The organism is Chroococcidiopsis sp. SAG 2025, assembly GCF_032860985.1.
In the GTDB taxonomy this organism is placed as follows: domain Bacteria; phylum Cyanobacteriota; class Cyanobacteriia; order Cyanobacteriales; family Chroococcidiopsidaceae; genus Chroococcidiopsis.
On the sequence record NZ_JAOCNC010000001.1, the window covers coordinates 1,135,512 to 1,156,414 of the forward strand.

The 20,903-nt window shown below is 44.6% G+C and carries 19 protein-coding genes and 1 riboswitch; of the genes, 16 read left to right on the forward strand and 3 right to left on the reverse strand.

Features of this window, described 5'->3' with window-relative positions:
* The first annotated feature begins 331 nt into the window (after positions 1-331).
* The 3 genes from N4J56_RS05490 to N4J56_RS05500 all read left to right on the forward strand — a co-directional run bounded on the left by N4J56_RS05490 (position 332) and on the right by N4J56_RS05500 (position 1,563).
* On the forward strand, positions 332-907 hold the full coding sequence (locus N4J56_RS05490; RefSeq protein WP_317105536.1) for a TetR/AcrR family transcriptional regulator: 576 nt from the start codon (positions 332-334) through the stop codon (positions 905-907).
* A 41-nt stretch (positions 908-948) separates the two neighbouring features.
* On the forward strand, positions 949-1,110 hold the full coding sequence (locus N4J56_RS05495; protein ID WP_317105537.1) for a hypothetical protein: 162 nt from the start codon (positions 949-951) through the stop codon (positions 1,108-1,110).
* A gap of 99 nt (positions 1,111-1,209) precedes the next feature.
* Positions 1,210-1,563, forward strand: a complete 354-nt coding sequence (locus N4J56_RS05500) for a GNAT family N-acetyltransferase (RefSeq protein WP_317105538.1) — start codon at positions 1,210-1,212, stop codon at positions 1,561-1,563.
* 62 nt (positions 1,564-1,625) lie between these two features.
* Here N4J56_RS05500 and N4J56_RS40775 read toward each other — a convergent pair whose 3' ends face one another.
* Together N4J56_RS40775 and N4J56_RS05510 are read right to left on the reverse strand one after the other, a co-directional pair.
* Positions 1,626-1,721: a hypothetical protein gene (locus N4J56_RS40775; RefSeq protein ID WP_410500299.1), complete on the reverse strand. Its 96-nt coding sequence runs from the start codon at positions 1,719-1,721 to the stop codon at positions 1,626-1,628.
* Positions 1,722-2,182: 461 nt separating this feature from the next.
* Positions 2,183-3,604: a Rieske 2Fe-2S domain-containing protein gene (locus tag N4J56_RS05510; RefSeq protein WP_317105540.1), complete on the reverse strand. Its 1,422-nt coding sequence runs from the start codon at positions 3,602-3,604 to the stop codon at positions 2,183-2,185.
* Positions 3,605-3,894: 290 nt separating this feature from the next.
* On the opposite strand from N4J56_RS05510, the gene N4J56_RS05515 reads away from it, so the two are divergent.
* From N4J56_RS05515 to N4J56_RS05525, 3 genes are all read left to right on the forward strand, one after another.
* Positions 3,895-4,515, forward strand: a complete 621-nt coding sequence (locus N4J56_RS05515) for an LptA/OstA family protein (protein ID WP_317105541.1) — start codon at positions 3,895-3,897, stop codon at positions 4,513-4,515.
* Positions 4,516-4,634: 119 nt separating this feature from the next.
* Positions 4,635-5,363, forward strand: a complete 729-nt coding sequence (lptB, locus tag N4J56_RS05520; protein WP_410500425.1) for an LPS export ABC transporter ATP-binding protein — start codon at positions 4,635-4,637, stop codon at positions 5,361-5,363.
* 93 nt (positions 5,364-5,456) lie between these two features.
* Complete coding sequence (locus tag N4J56_RS05525; protein ID WP_317105543.1) at positions 5,457-6,632, forward strand: LptF/LptG family permease; 1,176 nt, start codon at positions 5,457-5,459, stop codon at positions 6,630-6,632.
* Positions 6,633-6,694: 62 nt separating this feature from the next.
* On the opposite strand, the gene N4J56_RS05530 is transcribed toward N4J56_RS05525, so the two are convergent.
* Positions 6,695-7,129, reverse strand: a complete 435-nt coding sequence (locus tag N4J56_RS05530) for a DUF4278 domain-containing protein (protein ID WP_317105544.1) — start codon at positions 7,127-7,129, stop codon at positions 6,695-6,697.
* 62 nt (positions 7,130-7,191) lie between these two features.
* Positions 7,192-7,281, reverse strand: a riboswitch (Glutamine riboswitch).
* Positions 7,282-7,591: 310 nt separating this feature from the next.
* On the opposite strand from N4J56_RS05530, the gene N4J56_RS05535 reads away from it, so the two are divergent.
* The 10 genes from N4J56_RS05535 (at position 7,592) to eboC (ending at position 20,834) form a co-directional block, all read left to right on the forward strand.
* Complete coding sequence (locus N4J56_RS05535) at positions 7,592-8,860, forward strand: tyrosinase family protein (protein ID WP_317105545.1); 1,269 nt, start codon at positions 7,592-7,594, stop codon at positions 8,858-8,860.
* A gap of 864 nt (positions 8,861-9,724) precedes the next feature.
* A complete protein-coding gene (locus N4J56_RS05540; protein ID WP_317105546.1) occupies positions 9,725-10,537 on the forward strand; it encodes a DNA-binding response regulator in 813 nt (270 codons plus the stop codon).
* Between the two features lie 378 nt (positions 10,538-10,915).
* A complete protein-coding gene (scyA, locus tag N4J56_RS05545; RefSeq protein ID WP_410500426.1) occupies positions 10,916-12,823 on the forward strand; it encodes a scytonemin biosynthesis protein ScyA in 1,908 nt (635 codons plus the stop codon).
* 66 nt (positions 12,824-12,889) lie between these two features.
* Complete coding sequence (gene scyB / locus N4J56_RS05550) at positions 12,890-13,942, forward strand: tryptophan dehydrogenase ScyB (protein WP_317105548.1); 1,053 nt, start codon at positions 12,890-12,892, stop codon at positions 13,940-13,942.
* Between the two features lie 106 nt (positions 13,943-14,048).
* Positions 14,049-14,999: a scytonemin biosynthesis cyclase/decarboxylase ScyC gene (gene scyC / locus N4J56_RS05555; protein ID WP_317105549.1), complete on the forward strand. Its 951-nt coding sequence runs from the start codon at positions 14,049-14,051 to the stop codon at positions 14,997-14,999.
* A 115-nt stretch (positions 15,000-15,114) separates the two neighbouring features.
* Positions 15,115-16,593, forward strand: coding sequence for a ScyD/ScyE family protein (locus tag N4J56_RS05560; RefSeq protein ID WP_317105550.1), 1,479 nt, complete (start codon positions 15,115-15,117; stop codon positions 16,591-16,593).
* A 32-nt stretch (positions 16,594-16,625) separates the two neighbouring features.
* A complete protein-coding gene (gene scyF, locus N4J56_RS05565) occupies positions 16,626-17,795 on the forward strand; it encodes a scytonemin biosynthesis PEP-CTERM protein ScyF (RefSeq protein WP_317105551.1) in 1,170 nt (389 codons plus the stop codon).
* Positions 17,796-17,982: 187 nt separating this feature from the next.
* Complete coding sequence (locus N4J56_RS05570) at positions 17,983-18,699, forward strand: EboA family metabolite traffic protein (protein ID WP_317105552.1); 717 nt, start codon at positions 17,983-17,985, stop codon at positions 18,697-18,699.
* Positions 18,700-18,945: 246 nt separating this feature from the next.
* Positions 18,946-19,827 (forward strand): TatD family hydrolase, encoded by an 882-nt coding sequence (locus N4J56_RS05575; RefSeq protein WP_410500427.1) that lies wholly within the window; start codon positions 18,946-18,948, stop codon positions 19,825-19,827.
* 95 nt (positions 19,828-19,922) lie between these two features.
* A complete protein-coding gene (eboC, locus tag N4J56_RS05580) occupies positions 19,923-20,834 on the forward strand; it encodes a UbiA-like protein EboC (protein WP_317105554.1) in 912 nt (303 codons plus the stop codon).
* The last annotated feature ends 69 nt before the right edge of the window (positions 20,835-20,903 follow it).

Sequence of the window (20,903 nt, forward strand, 5' to 3'; positions counted from 1 at the left end):
CCCCCAGGAAAACCCCATTCCTTGAGATTTTTCTGTAGTTTAAAATACATACTTATAGTGAGAAGCAGTACAATACAAATAGTTGGAAATTTTTGTTACTTAAGTTCAAAATTTGGCATTGCAGCGATTATTTGTAATGTTTTGCGAAAAAAGATTACTGAGAGTATAAAATTTCGCTCCACCACATAGCATCCTTAGAACTTTCACGAAACCCGTTTATAAACGATCGCCACAGGCTTGACAAATCCAAACGATCTTATTAAGCTAATCTCATTAGCTAAAGCTAATACTATTAGCTAAATCTACAAGTAAATTATCTCAAAGTCTGGCTATGTCACGCCCACAAGGACAAACTCTAACTAAAAAAGCGGCAATTGAGGCGGCGATCGCCTGCTTGCAACAGGAAGGAGAGTCAGCTTTAGGCGTGAATCGCATTGCTAGAGAGCTTGGCATTCAACCTCCTTCCATGTACAAACATTTTGATGGAAATCGAGGTTTGCGTCGCGCCGTGGCTCTAGAAGGATGGCAACGATTAGTGACAGCCTGTGTCAACAGTAGTGCCGAGAGCAAAGACCCGCAAACTTCGCTCAAGGGTGTTGGTCGTGCTATGCGTGGATTTGCACGGCAAAATCCAGCACTGTATACAGTTGTGACGAGTACGCAAATAGAGTTAAGCGATCCAGACTTTATGCCAATCGTTCAGACTGTAATCTCTTTCTATACAGTCATTCTCGAACCCTTGGGTTTTAGTCAAGACGAAATCGTTCATGCAGTGAGGATGTTACACGCTGCATTTCACGGCTTTATTGAAGCTGAAAAAGCAGGTTTATTTCTGCTACCTCAATCCCAAGACGAAAGCTATGAATGGATGATGAACAAACTGATCCAGGTGCTGATTCGTTCTTGAGTCTCTCTAAAACTTAACTACATAACGGAGATCTATCAAAGATGGAGATTCAAATCGTTCCCCTCCGAGAATCTCAACTTGATGCAGCGATCGAGCTAATTGGCAGAGCATTTTATAATGCTCCATCATTTACTCATATTATTCCTCAAGGAGTTCGCAACAGAGGACGTAAAGTAGAGTGCTGTGCTGCTTTTGGAGTCTGATATGGCTGTGCTTACAATCGTGCCTACACAACAGCAGATGAAATTAAAGGAGTTGCAGTCTGGATACCTCAAGAGAAATTTTCATTCGATCTAAGTCAAATGTGGCAAGCTGGCTTATTTACACTCCCTTTTCAAATTGGACTGAGAGCATTTTGGCGACAGATGATGCTATTAAGCAAAATCGAGAAAATCCACAAACGTAATATGCCAGAACGTCACTGGTATTTGGAGTTGCTTGGCGTGGAACCATCTCATCAAGGACAAGGAATCGGCAGTGCGCTGTTGCAACCGATCTTACAGCAAGCCGATTTAGAAAGAATACCTTGCTACTTAGAAACTTTCTCTGAGAAAAACGTTTACTTTTATCGCCAGCATGGTTTTCAAGTGCTGAAAACTATCGATATGCCAGAAGTTAATCTGCATTTATGGACAATGAAACGAGAACCACAGTAATTCAAATTCAAAAGTTAAAAGTTAAAAGTCAAAAGATTTATTGATGGTGACATCGAACCGCACTATTTAACTATCGGCTTCAATCCATTCCCTAGCTGCCTTTTCTGCTGCCTCAGCCGTGTAGTAAATTTTTCCCTCGCCAAATACACCAGTTCCACGCAACACGCGAAATTGCCATACTTGTTGTTCCTCGCAGTAAAACACCAACAGAATCAATCTGCGATCGCTAACTAATAGGTGAATGCGAGTGGAGGTCACAAGCAATCGATCGGGCGAATAAACACTCTTGTGTATAGATTACCGCTAAGGCAGAGTCAGCGATCGCCACTAGCTTAAATTCGCCAATCGAGCAATCTATAGATTTATCTCTATACTAATTGCAATAAAACCCGTGGATAAATGTAGAGCGTAAGACTGTAGATTGATGAATTAAGGATTAAATTTGGCTCAAAGTACGTAAATTGCCAAAGGAGCGATCGCAATGATGACTTTTTTATTGATTGTAGGAGCAATGGGTGGGGCAATTTCCTATGTTGTTTGGAGCGAAAAACAGCTACAAGAGTTAAAAAACAAGGAGTAGAGGCGTTGAATGCAACGCCTCTTTCTTTTTTAACGTTATTTAATGGCGAGATCGCTTTTTCTCAGGTAGATTACGCAATGGTATTTCTCGACCTTGATAAAATTGCTTTTCTACGCTACCCAACCACAGCCAAACCGCACCTAGAATTAAAGCTACTGCTGTAAGCAGAAGCGAACCTGTAGCGGCATTTTCTCCTAAAAACAGAGTCAGAGGTGGATTGATAATTGCGATGACTGCTGCAACAATCGCGAGTCCTAACCGCAGGCGTTGAAGATTTGCCAGTGCTGCTCTACAACTAGCACATTTAGAAGTATGAGAGCGATCGCGATCTAACAACTGTGCTGTTGATAACGCCGGTGGTAAAGTTTCCCCTGGGAATGGATTAGCATTATACCGATTAACCCACTGACGCAACTCAACCACGAAAGCATCAGCCTGAGTCGGTAGATAAAAAGCTTTAGTAAAATTACCACTCCCCCCACCTGCTTCGAGATATCGCTCTTGGTAATGCAGAAAAATTTGATCGTCCTCCAAAACAGAGTTTTGCCCCAAATGAGAATACCAGCGGGGTGTGAGCTTAATTATCCAACCAGGCAATTTAGAAGCAAATTTAAACGGAAAACGGGCAAATAGCCGACACTCACCCTTGCGAATTGGAGTAGCGTAGACAGCAGTGAGCGTTCGCCCAAATTGCTTTGATGTCAAGTCGTGCCACATCAACCCTGGAGCTACAAAAGTCGTGTCTTGCCGTCCTAAAGTTCCGCGTCGAGGTCCTTCCTGCCACACCCCTGTAAAACCGTGCTTGCCAGACTCGACTACCTCCAATTCTACCGAACTGGCATTCGCCCTATTCCCTACAGAACGGTGATGAGTAAAAGGAACGTGGCTAGCGTCCAAGACATTTTCCATTAGCGTTAGTGCATCATAGGGTAAGTCGCGAAATGTATCGATACAAACCCATCCCTCTAAGGATTCTTCCAAGGGTTCAATGACAGGAACTTTAGTCTTGGTTGCATTCTCAGCTTTCCCAGGATAGACAAACAGCAGCCCTTGCTTTACTGTTGTAGGAAGCGATCGCACGCAGGCTCTCGGAGAAGTCACTGCTTGACCTACTACCTGTTGCGGAATGCGCTGACAGTCTCCCGCACCAGCAAACGCCCATCCGTGGTAAGGGCATTCTAACAACCCATCCTCAGCTATTCTCCCTTGCGACAGAGGCGCGAGGCGATGAGGGCATTTATCCTCAAACACGCGCCAGCAACCAGCTTGCTGCTCCCACCAAATCACAATATTTTGTCCCAATAGAGTAAATGGTGTGGGCTTAGATTTATCCAAATCTTGCACGTAATGGACGGGATACCATACTTCTTGGCAGTCAAAAAATGCTGGGTCAGTTCCGCCTGCAAGCATTTGCTCAGGTTGTTCTAAATGCGCCGTAATATTTCTCTCTGCTGTTTCCATAAATCAGTTGTCAGTTGTCAGTTATCAGTAAAGAAAGGGAGTAGGGAGCAGTGAGTCGTGAACTAGCAAGATCGGCGATCGCCTTCACCTGTCTCTATTTTCTCGCTTCTTAGCAATAACCAACAACTAGTAACCAATTACCAATTACCAACTACCAGTTATATTTGAGTGGCGAAACCTTAAGCTGGTTGAGTGCGTCGAGATTGACACATTCTCAATTTAGTGCTGTCATTTGCTACTAGTTCAGCTTCCACGCGCCGAGGTTGTTACACTACATACAGCAAATTCAGATGGGCGATACCATCTGTGATGCACTGCTTAACTCCGTGTTACCCACACTACTAATGATGCCTTCTGTACCCGCTTTTTGCCGTCCCCTTTTTTGCTGGCTCTGGATCGTACCCGCGACGCTAGCGATCGCTTCCATTTTCCCCCCATCAATTGCCAAAAGCCAAACTCCGCCACCGTCACAGGATGCTAGTCAATCTCTGACAATTAACTCTGACATTCAGGAAGCTGACTCCAAAAGTGGCATCTTTACAGCTCGCGGTAACGTACAAATATTTTATCCAGCTCGCCAAATTCAAGCTACGGCAGCCCAAGCGCAATATTATCAGAAAGAACGCAAAATCGTGTTGAGTGGTAACGTTAACGTGTTGCAGCAGGGTAACAGTCTTAAAGGAGAAAGTATTACTTATTTAATCGATCAAGGTCGCTTTATTGCCACACCCAAGGCAAATCAACAAGTGAGATCCACTTATATTGTGAACGACACTAATCCTCAAACTACCACTCCAGCCCCAGCTACTCCTAACTTTAAACCCAAACCACCTAGCTCAAAACCTTCAGCGCCAGCAACTCCCCGCTTTAACTCCAAACCTACCACCAGCAACCCAACTGCTCCGAAATGATATGTTGTCAGTCAGTGTAGAGACGTTACATGTAACGTTTCTACAAAGTTATCAATTAGTTCTGACTTTTGACTTTTGACTTTTGACTTTTGACTTCTCCCTACTCACTCCTCCTCTCCATGAGATTTGCTCTAGAGAATATCTATAAATCCTACAAACAGCGTACTGTTGTGAATCGTGTCGATATTTCTGTTTCGCAGGGCGAAGTTGTTGGATTGCTCGGACCCAATGGTGCGGGAAAAACAACGACTTTTTATATTGCTACGGGAATAGAAAAACCCGACCGCGGCGTAGTTTGGTTGGATGACCGAGACATTACTACTTTACCCATGCACAAAAGAGCGCGGTTAGGTATCGGTTACTTAGCTCAAGAACCTAGTATATTTCGTCACTTAAGCGTACAAGATAATCTGCTTTTGGTACTGGAGCAAACTCAAGTACCGCGTCGGGAATGGCAAACTCGACTTCATACCCTGTTGCGGGAATTCCGACTGGAAAAAGTCGCCCATACGAAAGGAATTAGCGTTTCTGGGGGAGAAAGGCGCAGGACGGAACTTGCTAGAGCCTTAGCATCAGGAGCAGAAGGTCCGAAATTTTTATTCTTGGACGAGCCATTTGCTGGAGTTGACCCGATCGCAGTAGCAGAAATTCAAGGTATGGTACAAAAGCTACGCGATCGCCAAATTGGTATCTTAGTCACAGATCATAACGTCCGCGAAACTCTAGCCATTACGGATCGCGCCTATATCATGCGAGAGGGACAAATTTTAGCTGCTGGTAACGCGGATGAACTGTATCATAACCCCTTAGTACGGAAATACTATCTCGGTCAAAATTTTCAGTTGTAATTGGTTCAGCTATCAGTTATCAGTTAACCGTCAACTAACAACCATCAACCATCAACCGTCAACCATCAATCGCCAACTAAACTTTCCATTCCAATGACATTTGCCAAACACAAACGCTTCAAAGCCTTTCAATTGCTGGTTCCCAAGCCAGCACTGATGGATCGCTACATTGCGGCTGAGTTAATCCCACCGTTTTTATTTGGCGTAGGAGCTTTCTCTTCAGTCTTAGTAGCAGTTGGTACAGTGTTTGAGCTGGTGCGGAGGGTGGTGGAATCGGGACTCCCGATCTCGATCGCGTTTAACGTATTTCTCTTAAAGCTACCGTCTTTTGTCGTGCTGGCTTTTCCTATGTCCACTCTCCTAGCAGCTTTAATGACTTACAGTCGGCTGTCTAGCGATAGCGAACTAACGGCTCTACGTAGTTGTGGAGTCAGCATTTATCGACTGGTATTGCCCGCATTGGTACTGAGTACTTGTGTTATGGGTTTGACTTTTTTATTTAACGAGCAAGTCGTCCCAGCGGCTAACTATCGGGCTACAACGACTCTGACTAGAGCGCTGAAGGAAGAAAAACCCCAATTTCAAGAACAAAACATTTACTATCCAGAATATCAGGAAATCGAGCTAGCAGATGGCAGAGAGGTTAAGCGATTAACTCGTCTATTCTATGCTGATGCCTTTGACGGGCAACGGATGAGGGGTTTGACAATCATCGATCGCTCCCGTGGCGATCTCAACCAAATTGTGGTGTCAGATTCAGCCGAGTGGAACCCCAAACAGAATAAGTGGGATTTTTATAATGGCACGATCTATCTAGTTGCACCTGACAGTTCCTATCGCAATATTGTCCGGTTTGAACACCAGCAGTTACAACTACCGCGCACCCCTTTAGATGTTGCTGCTAACACCCGCGATTCGGATGAGATGAATATTGCTCAAGTCAGCGAACAATTGCAAGTCGCGATGATGAGTGGTAACGAACAAAAAATCCGCCGTTACAGCCTGCGGATTCAAGAAAAAATTGCTTTTCCATTTATTTGCACTATCTTTGGCTTAGTAGGTGCAACTCTAGGGACTAATCCTAAGCGTAAAGGTCGAGCAACCAGTTTTGGAATTAGCGTCATTATTATTTTCAGTTACTATATGTTGCTCTTTATGTGTGATGCTTTGGGTTTATCTGGCGTTCTCTCCCCGTGGTTAGCAGCATGGCTACCCAATATGTTTGGTTTTGCCACGGCTGGCTTTCTCTTATTCCGTGCCGATCGATGATATTGTCATTTGTCATTTGTCATTTGTTGCTGCTAATGACAAATGACAAATGACTAGTAACTTTATGCTAACTGTCTCGATTCAGCTTCGAGCAATTGAATCAGGTGGTTGTCACCTTTGTCTCTAGCTATTTGCAGCCGTCGTTCTAAGTTACGACGCAAGTGATCTAGATGAGTGCTGTGTAGTTCTTTCAACACCTGCTGGCGATCGCTCTTAGCTGGCTTTTGTTTAGTAGCGATCGCTGTCGTATTCGCAGTTGCTCCATTGACTTGCGTGTATTCTCGCCGCAACCGCACAACTTCTACATCGATTGGATCGCCAGTGGAATAAGCAACACCGCGATACTTCAAGTCAACTTTGGGCTGCGGTACGGGAATATGTCTGAGATATTGATGGTTCCAGGTTGCACCGCGATACGTTCCGCCAGCTGCGCCTGTCATAGTTTCTATTTGGGGTGAATTGTGTTCGTAACTGACACCGCGATATGAGAGTTTCATGGCTTCGCCTCTATAGTTCAAATTTTTTAGGTCAAATTTTTTTAGTAGTTTGACTAGAATGAGGCGCGTTCCTTCGGGATGAGTCCCTACTTCCGTCTCCACATCACATCTGCCAGAAGACAGAATTTGAAAATATTGTAGAGATGAACGATTTTGTTTCTGTATTCTATTTTACTGTTTTTCAAAAAAAGCGGTAATTTTAATAAAAATTAATTAAATTTTCATTTTAGTAGGGTGGGCAATACCCACCTTACTCTTATCGCTTGTGCTAGCCTGCCCCAGCTAAAATATCCGTTGGAGTCAGAGACGAGTGATGAAAATTGACCCTACAATTCCTATCTCTTTGATTATCGACGTAATTACAAAAGAATCGACAGGACTTCAAAAAATTATCCATTGTTTTGCTGTTTTGCTTCTTCTAACTTAGTTTTTCTAGTAACTGCCTCAGCAGATGGGCAACGCATGAGAAGAAAAAATAAGATTATGAAGATGTTTCGCCGCGCGATCGCGTTCTTATTGGCTGTGAGTTTAATTGCTATTTCGATCGGATCGGGAGGTTCTGTCAGTGCTGACGACAACTTAGCCGTCAGAAAAAATATTATTGACCTCACTGCTACGGAGAAAGCAGCATTCATCAAGGCAATTAAAACCTTAAAAAACACCACTTTACCCGAGCATCAAATTAGCATTTACGACGAGTTTGTCGCCCAACACGTCGCGGCAATGGGGCTAATGTCAAAAGATGCCAAAGGTCCAGCAGCTGGACATGATGGCGCTCACGAAAGCTCGATATTATTACCTTGGCATCGCGAATTTATCTGGCGATTTGAAACAGCTCTGCGATCGGTCGATCCTAACGTCACGCTACCTTATTGGGACTGGACGAACCCCCAAGCGTTAGCAGCAATTTTCTCAGATGACTTTGCGGGTGGCAACGGCGAAGGAGTCACAATCTCAATTCCAAACGCAGGCAATTTTACGGGTGGTGCTGTTGTTTCCGGTACTTTTAGCGCCGCTAATGGCTGGAATTTGTACCCAGAATTGCACATTACACCAGATGGACAACCGATGGGTGAAGTGCTATTACGCTTCATGCAACTTCCGCCAACGAATAATTACCCAGTACCTCAAGCAGATGTCGATCGCATTCTAGCTGCAAACGACTACGATACTTTTCGCCAAGCGATCGAAGGGTTTATTCAATTAAACTCCTCCGGTCAACCAACGACTGGAGTATTTATGCATAATTATTTTCATAGCTTTGTGGGTGGAGCTAATTTCGATTCTAGTGTAGGTCGCCCCGAACCTCTAGGCACAATGGCTTCTCTTGCAAGTTCGATCTACGATCCGGTATTTTGGTTAATCCATGCTAATGTGGATCGACTCTGGGCGGAATGGCAGCAAAGCGGTCACGCTGGGAATCAATATTATCCCGCTCAAGGTGGTCATTACGGGGAAAATTTGAGCGATCGCATGTGGCCCTGGGATGGAGGTGAATCAACCCCAGCCAATCAAGGGACAGGAGATCAACTATCTTTATTACCTGCTGTATCTGCAAATGATATAGTTACCCCAGCCGACACATTAGATTTGAGCAGGTATGACTACACGTACGCTACGCTCAAAAGTACAAATACCAGATCTAGCTCTCGAATAGCTGTTTTGAGTCTGACTATCTTTGCTACGATCGCTTGGCGATTGCAGTTCCAGCAATTAAGTCGGAGAAGTTAGATTTGGCGATCGTTTTGAATGCGATCGGCAGCAGTGTTAAATCAATAGCGCTGCTGAAATTAATTTTTTATTAAACTATTCAATGTTTTTTATACCTAACTTATCTTTATCACTTAGTTTTTGTCGTGATGTGAAGAGCTAAATCTTAGGTTTTTCTGGGCTGAATCTGAGTGACTTTTAATACAGTAAACGCGGTCGAGCGTTCTAGAAATGATTGTTTGCTACTCGAACTCTGACTGAGACTTTAGATAAGATTACACGTAAATCAACGACAAACAATAGAATAGCTACTGTATTCTTATTACCGCGTCTATCAAAAGCATGAGATCGTATGGTTTTTAAAGGTGTGTTCGATCGCACTAATTTACATGACAGCGAGCATGAGCATGTGCGTTTATATTATTTGCGTATACAGCACAACAATTTTCTAATTAAAAGCAAGAATTTTCATTTTGATAGTAATTCCTTATCAATATTTGCTGGCTGAATCAAAAAAAACAAGTTAGACATAAATCAGACATAAACTACACATAGTGGCTTTCGCAGGTAGACAAAATCTCTGTTAAGCTCTTGATTAGTGACTTGTTCAGCTTTCTCAAGTATTTCCGTGTTAAGTCCGTTGCTTAATACGTATTTTCTGGAGTAACAATTAATACAGTAAACGCTTGTCTGTTAAATTGGATTGGACATATGTAGTATCTACACTACTCTGCTCTGAAACTGTAATTAGATAGGTTATTACCGAGCGAATTTAACGACTCTTGCATTCAATGGAAGGACAAGAGCGTTGCAAAATGCTTTTGACAGATCTGTGTCATTCAGATAAATCCTTCCCATGTTAATAACGTTTTCATGGTAGAGGATATGGTGAAAAAGATTCTGGTGATAGAAGAGAGCGTCCAAACTCGCAATTTGTTTTTAGAGTGTTTGGAGGCTAAGGGTTTTCATGCCATTGGTGCTGAAAATGGTGTAGTTGGTATACAACAAGTTCAAAGGCAATTACCCGAGCTAATCGTTTGTGGCATTGCTAGAATAGGCGAATTTGATGGGTTTGGCGTTCTAACTGCCATCCGCAAAAATCCTGCCACAGCAGTTATTCCGTTCATCTTTGTTACTAGTAGAACAACGCGAGATGACATCCGTAAAGGCATGGAGTTAGGAGCAGATGATTATCTAACTAAACCTTGTACTTTAAAGGAATTACTTAGAGCAATTAACGTCCAACTGGAAAAGAGAGAGACTATTCAGAAATGGTATACATCTAACGATCGGCAGACACTCTCAAAAGCGGCGATCGCTGAAACTTTAAACTCTACAGCTTTACACTCAATCTTTCCTGCCTCTTCTCAAATGGCGGCTGTTTTCCGCTTCATTGAAGAGAATTACTGGCAACCAATTACTCTGTGTGACATAGCACAAGCTGTGGGTTATTCTCCCGCTTATTTAACAAATCTAGTCAGACAGCAAACTGGTAAGAGCGTTCATCGCTGGTTAGTAGAACGCCGAATGGCACAAGCAATTTGCTTGCTGCAAAAAACCGAGCAGACTATTGGTCAAATTGCTGAAACCATTGGCTATCAAGACGTTTGCCATTTCAGTCGTTACTTTCGTCAGTTTTACGGTACGAGTCCTCAAGCTTGGAGAAACGAACACCGCTGTCGCGTTGCCGCGAGCTAAATCTAAGCTAAATCAAAAGAAATGGCAAGCGATCAAAAAATTACTCATTGGAACCACTATGCCGCGTTGTGTAAGCTTTTCGGTTAGTACCTCGCCAATTCACTTTATAGTTTTGATTCTATCGGCGATCGCAGTACTGACAATTAGCTAAACCATAACTCTTAAAAGTGGCTTATTTTTTGGCGTTGAATTTGGAAGTCATCTACACGCAACTGACTGCAAATTAGCAAATGCTAGTCAATTTAGATTAGCAATTCCAACTCAACAGAAGTTAGAAACAAATTTCAGCTCTAATATTTCTTTCCAGGTTTGAATTTCTACGTTCTGACGATTCGATCGCGATCGGAACGTGCTGAAAATCCTATCACCCAAACAGCAATGACCGACAACCACATTCGCTCGTCTCCTTCTATCGACTCAGAAACCACGTTCCATCCAGACACTGGTAGCGCCGAATCAGCATCGTCTCTCGATCCTAGCTATAAGTATTACAACTCCAGCAATTCCAGCAACGTCGCAGCCGAGCTGTTAGATAACGATACTAGCACTCAGATGCCCGTGTTGCCTTCAGTTGCGGATGCGATCGCGCAGATGCTAGCAGACTTAGGCTTCAAATATGCCTTCGGAGTTGCCGGGGGAGCAATGGCAACCATTTGGGGTGCTTTATCTAATAGCAGCATCCAGGTGATTCACTGCCGTCACGAAGGAGGAGCGGCTTTTGCGGCTGTAGAAGCATGTTTCGCTAGCGATCGCCCCGTTGTTGTCTTTACCACTGCCGGACCAGGACTAACGAACTCGCTAACGGGATTGCTAGCAGGGCGGGGAGAAGGCGCAAAAGTCATATTAATCTCAGCTTGCACCTCCGCCGCACAGCGCGGACGCTGGGCAATTCAAGAAACCAGCACCTACACGATGCCGCAAGCGGGAATTTTTACCCCAGGAGTGCTGTTCGACTACGCGATTACAGTTGAGTGTGCCGAGCAATTACCGCAAATTTCCCGCCAACTCGCCCTCGGACTATCACAATCTGGCGGTTTTGTCGCCCATGTGAGCATTCCTACAGGCGTACAAACTAGCAGCTTGAGCTTACCCCTGCCTCAGTTAGACCTCTCCCACGCTCTCACAACCCCCAGTGAAGAAACGATCGCCCATTGCGTGCAACTTTTAACCGAAGCACCTTTTGCGATCTGGGTGGGTTTTGGCGCGAGAAATGCTGCTGAAGAGATCTATCAGCTAGCCGAACGTACCGGAGCCGCAGTCATGTGTTCTCCCCGTGGTAAAGGAATCTTTCCCGAAGACCACCCACAGTTTGTTGGCGTTACAGGTTTAGGTGGTCATACCTCAGTTCTGAAGTACATACAAGAATCTCCACCATTGCGAACTTTAGTACTAGGAACGCGATTAGGAGAACCCACCTCATTTTGGAATCCGACAATGGTTCCTGCGAGAGGATTTATTCATGTAGACATCGATCCGGTAGTTCCAGGAGTCGCCTATCCAGCAGCTGAAACAGTACCAGTCCAAGCTGATATCGGTGCATTTTTGCGATCGCTGCTCAAGTACTTAGACAAGACGCAAAGCTTTGCAACTTTGAAAAGTCGTGCAAATAGAACGCTACCCCACCCCGAACCAGAACCAATTACCCCTGCAACTAGCGATTTAATCAGACCTGAAGTCTTGATGGCAGCAATTCAAAAGGTGATGGTTGAAGGTAGCAATGCGGCGATCGCGGCTGAGTCTGGGAATTCGTTTACTTGGGCAACGCACATGTTGCGAATTGACAAACCAAATCGCTATCGAGTCAGCACTGGAGTTGGTTCGATGGGACATATGGTAGCAGGTGTCATTGGTATAGCCTTGGGACGCAAGAGTAAAGCCGTTGCCATCACCGGAGACGGTTCTATGCTGATGAATAACGAGTTGAACACTGCTGTCAAGTATCAAATTCCTGCCATCTGGATCGTGCTGAATGACGGACGGTACAACATGTGCGAACAGGGGATGAAGATGTTGAAACTGCAAGGTGCAGATGCAACAATTCCCCAAGTCGATTTTGTGGCGATCGCTCGCGGGATGAGAGCTGATGGCATTCGCATCGAAAAAGAGTCTGAGCTTGAAGCAGCATTACAATGCGCGATCGATTCTCCTCTTCCTTTTGTCGTTGATGTCATTATCGACCCTTCGCGACTCGCACCTTCCGGGGGACGTAACAAGAGCCTGCAAGCGCAAGGGGTTAAATCAACTGCTAAAGAACAAGTAGTTTCATTCCCCATGATTAGCGAATAGTGTAGAGACGCGATATATTGCGTCTCTACATAAATTACTCCTTACCCCTAATTTGAGGATAGATGCGTGAAGCTGTTTGAGACCGTTAAAGAAATGGGACACGAGCAAGTCCTATTTTTTCAAGATAAAGAACTGAATTTCAAAACCATAATTGCTCTCCACGATACGAGTTTGGGACGAGCGATGGGCGCAACCCGCCTGTTTCCTTATGCTAGTGAAGAAGATGCTTTACGAGATGTTCTGCGTCTGAGTCGCGGTATGACCTATAAAGCTGCTTGCGCCAATATTCCAGTAGGTGGTGGCAAGGCAGTAATTATTGCCAATCCCGACCAGAAGACAGACAAAATGCTCAGGGCATACGGGCGTTTTGTCGATAGTCTTCAAGGACGTTTTATTACAGGTCAAGATGTGAATATTTGTCCTGAAGACGTGCAGGAAATGCGTCGCGAAACTAGATATGTTGTCGGGTTAACAGGAAAAGCCGGTGGTCCAGCTCCAGCAACAGCTTTAGGAGTGTTTTTAGGAATTCAAGCTGCCGTTTTCTTTCAGTTAAATAAACAAGATTTGAACGGACTGCGAGTTGCCGTTCAAGGATTAGGCAATGTTGGCGGAAAACTCTGTGACTATTTACATCGGCGTGGGGTAAAACTTTTTGTCACGGATCTAAATCACAATAGAGCAGAGGAAATTAAGCAACTCTATGAGGCAACGGTTGTAGAACCTAAAGACATATATTCACTCGACGTTGATATTTTTGCTCCCTGTGCAATGGGAGCAATTCTTAATAGCGAGACAATTCCCTTAATCCAAGCTTCTATTATTGCAGGCTGTGCTAATAATCAACTGCAAGATGAGAACATTCACAGCGCGATGCTGAAATCAAAAGGAATTCTTTACTGCCCCGATTATGTAATTAATTCTGGCGGCTTAATTAATGTTTACCACGAACTTACATTTTCAGACGAAGCAAGTTACTTAAAACAAATTCATAGCATCTACGATACTTTGCTAGAAATTTTCACCAAGTCAAAAGCAGAAAATATCACAACTCAAGATGCTTCTAAGCGTCTCGCAGAAGAACGGATATTAAAAGCAAGAAAACTTGCGATCGCGGCGTAAATCAGTTCTCAATGTAAAGACGTTACATGTAACGTCTTTATAAAGTTATCAGTAGCTAAATGCTACTCACAAATGACAAATGACCAATTAGCAATTCCCAATTCGGATGGAAAAAAATACGTTTGCTACGTCAGCTTATATTGCGACTTCACCAGAGGTAGCTTTTGACTATCTGTGTAGTTTAAAGAATCTGGATGAATGGACTCTTTTTAGCCGGATGATCGAACAGATCGATGAAAATACCTGGCGAGGAACTGCTTCTGGCTATCAACGGGATCTTTTCTACCACGTTAGAAAGATTGAAAATCCGCTTTTTTTCGGTATAGAATGGCACTGTGGCTTTGAGTACCAAAAATACTTTCAAGTGTATCCCGTTCTATTATTTCCACCCGAATATGTAGAGCCAGGAACAAATGAAAAAGGAGTTTATTTTCACTGGTTGAGTTTTGTCGATCCGGCGCGCCGAACTCCAATGATTATGGAGGGAATTCATACAGTTCATACATCTGAATGTCGCTCGCTCAAGGCAATTTTGGAACGCAATGCTGGTGAAACAGAAGCAGCTCAAGGACGTTACAAAATTGATACTGATACGATTTACATTGACGCGCCGCTTGATACTGCGATCGCCTACTTACGAGATTTACGTAATTTAGATGAATGGGCGCATCTACTCCGAGCGGATGGCGAAATCAGTAGCGAATCTGGTGAATTTTTAGATGAATATAACCAGAAAGTAAAAGTTACATTTCGCACCCACGATCTCAAGAACTACTACCTTGTAGAACAGGATTATTTTTATCCTGAATACAATTTGATTCAGCGCAGCCCTGTGATTCTGATGCCTTGTTCTTATGCTTTTGGTAACTCAGAAGCCCGTGGATGTATCCAACATCGCATCAGTTTCTGGGAGATCGACAAAGCTTCGCGTCACGGTAAATTACAACTAGAGGACTTTGGAGCTGAGAGTATGAATATTAAGCGTTTTCTAGAAGCTAAAGCTGGTAATTTTGACACCTTTGCCAGAGGGATGAGCTATCTTTTACCTTCTTCTTAGAAGAATACGAGAAGGCGCGATCGCGTTTTGTTTTTAAATTGAGGAAAAGGGATTCGGTGTCTTCATCAGGGGCATTAAAATTTTTCACTTCATTTACTAATTAGCTGCCAAAAGTATGAAGCTCAAACAACTTACGATTGCACTTATAACTGTTTCTATTGCCCTTGTGTTTGGACCGCAGGCAGCAAGAGCTGCATCATTAACAACACTCGCTGATGGACTTAACAACGCACGGGGACTTAGCTTTGATTCTGAAGGTAATGCCTACGTAGGCGAGACAGGATTAGGGGGGGATGGTGTTTGTCAACCATCTCCTAGTACCCAATTTGAGCTGATATGTTCTGGTAATACTGGTTCAGTCACAAAAGTTACGCCAGACGGAACGCAAAGTCGCGTTATCGACGGGACTGAATCTCTAGCGTTACAACAAACTAAAGAGCAAGGAGCAGGTCCACAAGAACTCAATTTTGATTCTAGCGGCAATGCTTATCTGCTGACTGGTTTTGCTGGTAATCCAGCCAACCGAGATGCAGAATTAAATACTCTTTCCACCAATACTCAATTCCCAGCTCAGCAACAGCAGGCTGCACCTCCAGTTGCTCCCGACCAAGTGTTAGGCACGACAACCTTGGGCAAGTTGTATAAAACCGATTTAAACACGGGCAGTTTAACAGAGGTTGCCGATTTGTCGAAAGCCGAACTTCTAACCAATCCTGACGGCGGCGATGTGATTAGCAATCCCTACGATTTTGTGATTAAAGATAATACCGCTTATGTCGGTGATGGCGGTGCTAACGTCGTCTGGAATGTGAATCTCGATACTGGTGAGACTAAAGCAACTAAAATTCCTGGGCAAACCGTAGAAAACCCTGAATTTCCACCAAACGTATCTATTCCTGGTGCGGGGCAAGAGCAGCCCCCAGCCGGACAGCAAGGACAAGATGCGGTTCCTGGCGTACCAGCAGAGCAAGAGGCGGCTGGACTACCAGCAGAGCAAATACCAAGCCAGGTAGATATTCAATCTGTAGTTACAGGTGTAGATATCGGTCCCGATGGAGCCGTATATGCTGGCGAACTCACGGGTTTTCCATATCCCGAAGGTAAAGCAAAAGTCTGGCGGATTGGGGAGAACGGTGAGCCAGAAGTTTTTGCCGATGGTTTTACGCAAATTACCGATATCAAATTTGATAAAGACGGTAATTTATTAGTGTTGCAATTTGCCGACGAAGCCCAGTGGAAAGGCGGCGGTCAGAGTTTACAAGACCTACCAGGCTCTCTAATCAAACTTGCTCCTGACGGTACGCGCACGACTCTTGTAGCTGCGGGTGAAGGACTTGCCTCGGCTGCGGGTCTGAATATTGGTCCTGATGGTGAGATCTATGTCGTTAACAATGGGGTTGGACCAGGTACGGGGGAACTCGTACGAGTTGATGGTGTCGGGTCTGCGGCAGCCGTTCCCGAACCTTCATCTATCTTAGGCTTACTCTTGTTTGGAGTTATGGGCGGTGGTACGTGGTTCAAACGCAAACAGCAACAAGATCGAGAAGCGATCGCGCCACAGCCAGAACAAACCTTATCTCAGTCCTCGATTTAGATCGCGTAACCATACCAAGAGGAGACAGACAAATGAGTTTATTCAGAAATTTCTCGATCGCGATCGCTACTGCTGGATGTGTCGTCGCCACCACAACCCAAGCTAACGCTTCCATTACTTTAGAATATGAGGGTGATATCGGTAGACCAGCCAACTTTGCCGCAGGTGAAACTCCATTCACTCCAGGTACGCTTGCCATTCCCCAAGGTATAGCCGTACAGGAAGAAACAGGGAATGTTTTCGTGGCTAATGACGTAACCGATCAAATCCAAGTTTTCGATTCCCAAGGTAATTATCTTCAAGGTATTGGCAGTACGGGTAGCGGACCTGGGCAATCTGACGGGCAATCAGCGATCGCCTTTGAACCAAATACTGGGAATTTATATGCAGGTGATGTTAACAACAACCGGATTAACGTGTTCGATCCGCAAGGTAACTATGTCAAATCCATTGCTCAAGGTCAATTTAGCGGACTAATTGAAGGCAGACCTTTCTTTGGACCATCGGGTATTGTATTCGATAATAGTGGCAATGGTTACGTGGGCGATTATAGTAGCGATCGCATCCTGAAATTTAATCCATCAAGTGGCGAGATCACTGGTTCTATTGGCAGCAGTGGAACTACACCTGGACAATTTCAAGGACCATCAGGTATAGCAGTTAGGTCTGATGGAAATTTAGTTGTGACTGACCAGTTCAACAACCGCATTCAAGTCGTTAACCCAGAAGGTGATGCGCTGCTATCCTTCGGCAAAGAAGGTACTGGAGAGGGAGAATTCAATCAGCCAATCGATGTTGAAGTGGACGAGAAAGATAATATCTACGTGACAGATTCTATCAATAGCCGCGTCCAAGTATTCGATAAAAATGGTAACTTTCTGAGTGCATTTGGCGAACCTGCCCGCGATGCAAATGGCAATGTCGTACCACCTTTATCGTTAGGCGCACCCTCTCCTTATGGCGATCCCCTAGACCTCGAACCAGGTAAGTTTAACTGGACGGCAGGTTCAGACTTGAAAGATGGCAAGCTCTACGTAGGCGACTTTTTCCAAGGTCGCGTCCAAGTGTTAGACGTTGTGGATAGCTCCTCATCATCTGCTGAAGTTCCCGAACCTTCTGCATTTTTGGGTGTAGCTGTTTTAGGTGCTGGCGTTGCTGCCGTCAAGTTGAAAAAAAGCTTGCGGCAAAAGGCAATTGGTTGATAGTTGATAGTTGATGGTTGATGGTGACGAATAATTTTTTAATTTGCGCTCGCCAACTACTAACTAATATCAAATTCAACTGAACAACCATATTGTCGTGGTGTTAGGGCGGGTTTGACGAGATCTTGAAATAAGAGTAGAGATTGTTGGTGAACCCGCCCCTACAAATCCCAATGACAAATGACCAATGACCAATGACAGACCAATGACTACAACACAAATTAGCATCACCGATTTAATTCATAGTTGGTTGGAGCGAAATGTCGATCGCGCGGGTTTGAATTGGTTGGAGGAAAAGCGATCGCAAATTGCTCAGGGAGCGGCTGTAAAAGTATTTTTTACAGCTTTTAGTGCTACGCCGCGCTATACGGGCAAAAAAAGCTTGCAGTTAACGCCATCCGATTTACAAGCAGCCGCGATCGCCCGCACAGGTTGGTTTCCGATAAATTGGAGTGTCGATCGAGCTGCGCGGATACTCCTAGTCCTAGCTTTACCACAGGATGACGAGTCACAATACTTGCAAACGTTAGAGCAAGTCTTTACTGCTGCTGATATAGGGGAGTTAGTCGCACTCTACCAAGCTCTACCATTGCTATCTTATCCAGAGCGATTGAAAGCACGGGCGGCTGAGGGAGTACGCAGTAACATGACTGATGTATTTAATGCTGTAGCCTTACAAAACCCATATCCATCCGAGTATTTTGACAATCTTGCTTGGAATCAAATGATATTGAAAGCATTATTTGTTGGTAGTCCACTGCATTTAATTCAAGGACTCGATCGCCGTGCTAATCCAGAACTAGCCAAGATGTTAGTCGATTATGCCAGCGAACGCAAAGCCGCTAACCGCTCGGTTTCTCCCGAATTATGGGAATTAGTGAAAAAATCAAAAGTCAAAAGTTAAAAGTTAAAAGAAAGGCGACAGGCGACAGGCGACAGAAGAGAGGAAGAAGATAAATACAAATTTCTGCTCACGCACCACCGCTTGCAAGCGCCACACACCACGTCATGACCAATGACTAGTGACAAAAGAGTATAAATTATGAACAATTCCGAATTCCGAATTCCGTCAGCCGAAGGCGTTAGCGAAGCGAAGGCGAAGCCGTTAGCGCAGCGTTATTCCGAATTCTACATCGATCCTCACATCCACATGACCGCTCGCACTACATACGATTACATAATTATGCGGGAGTCAGGGATTGTGGCGACGATTGAACCTGCCTTTTGGTTAGGACAACCCCGCACCCACGTTGGCACGTTTCAGGATTATTTTAATAGTTTGGTAGGGTGGGAAAGGTTTCGAGCGAGTCAGTTTGGCATTCAACATTACTGCACGATCGGCATCAATCCGAAAGAGGCTAATAACGAAGCTCTAGCCGAGGCAGTGATGGAGTTGTTACCACTGTACGTTTGCAAAGAAGGTGTGGTAGCAATTGGCGAAATTGGTTATGACGACCAAACCCCAGCCGAAGACAAATACTTTCGCCGACAACTAGAACTAGCGAAAGAACTAGATATGCTGGTGTTAATTCATACGCCCCATCGCAACAAAAAAGCAGGAACGAGCCGCAGTATGGATGCTTGCGTCGAGCATGGCTTAGATCCAGCACGGGTAATTATCGACCATAACAACGAAGAGACTGTACGGGAAGTTTTAGATCGGGGATTCTGGGCAGCTTTTACCATTTATCCGCACACCAAAATGGGAAACGCACGCATGGTAGAAATTGTCAAGGAATACGGTTGCGATCGCATTATTGTCGATAGTAGTGCCGACTGGGGCATTAGCGACCCGCTTGCTGTACCCAAAACTGCCCAATTGATGCGAGAACGGGGAATTCCAGAGACTTACGTTCGAGCAGTTTGCTACGAAAATGCCCTAGCTGCCTACAGTCAAAGCGGACAAATACAAGAGACAGACTGGTTCGCTTCAGATGCGATCGACCAACGACAGATGTTTAACGGTAACTCAGTGCTACGCGGACAAGAACCAACAGTGGGAGCCAGTAAAGAATGCATTTTGATTGAGTAAACAGTGGCTGGTGGCTAGTGGCTGGTTTCTTTATCTAGTCACTAGTCACTAGTCACGCTTCCACTCACCCAATACCAATTACCCATCACCCATTAATGAATGCTATAAGTTTAAATTCCGATCGCCTTTGGGCATATCTTCAGTTGATGCGTCCGGCTAATATTGTTACTGCTTGGGCAGATATTCTCGCTGGATTTGCGATTTCTGGGTTTGTGGCAATTCAAGCTGGAACTCTAGAATTAGAGGCACTCGGATGGTTGCTGTTAGCGACTACGGGTCTATATGGTGGTGGAGTCGTATGTAATGATGTCTTTGATGCCGAACTAGATGCCAAAGAACGACCCGAAAGACCTATCCCTAGTGGGAGAGCATCCCGTCAGAGCGCGGCTACACTAGCTAGCGTGCTGTTACTTGTTGGTATAGTCGCGGCTGCTCAAGTTTCCTTATTGAGTGCAATTTTGGCTATTTGCATTGCAGTTGGGGCAGTCGTGTATGACAGTTTAGGCAAGCATCAGCCTCTAGTAGGGGCGCTGAATATGGGCTTGTGTCGCGGTGGCAATCTCCTCCTCGGTATGAGTGCCGTGCCTGCAATAGTTGGTGAATATTGGTTTTTAGCACTTATTCCGATTTTTTACATTGCTGCAATTACTAGCCTCAGCCAGGGTGAAGTGCATGGAGCTAAAGGTAATACTCCGACGATCGCGCTTTTACTAATTATTACAGTCATTACCGCACTATTCGGATTAGATCTGCTGCCCAATTATCACATCCTCAAAGCATTACCCGCGATCGCCCTATTTACTGGCTACTTATTGCCACCTGTTATTCAAGCTGTACGCCAACCTACCCCAGAACAGATCCGCAATGCCGTGCGATCGGGCATATTATCGTTGGTCATTCTAGATGCAACTATTGCCACTGGTTTCGCCAATTTGCCCTATGGCTTATTCGTTCTGTGTCTTTTACCTATTTCGATCGCACTCGCACAAATATTTGCTGTGACATGAAGTCAGTTATCAGTGTAGAGACGTTACATGTAACGTCTGTACAAAGTTATCAGTTAACTGTCAACCGAC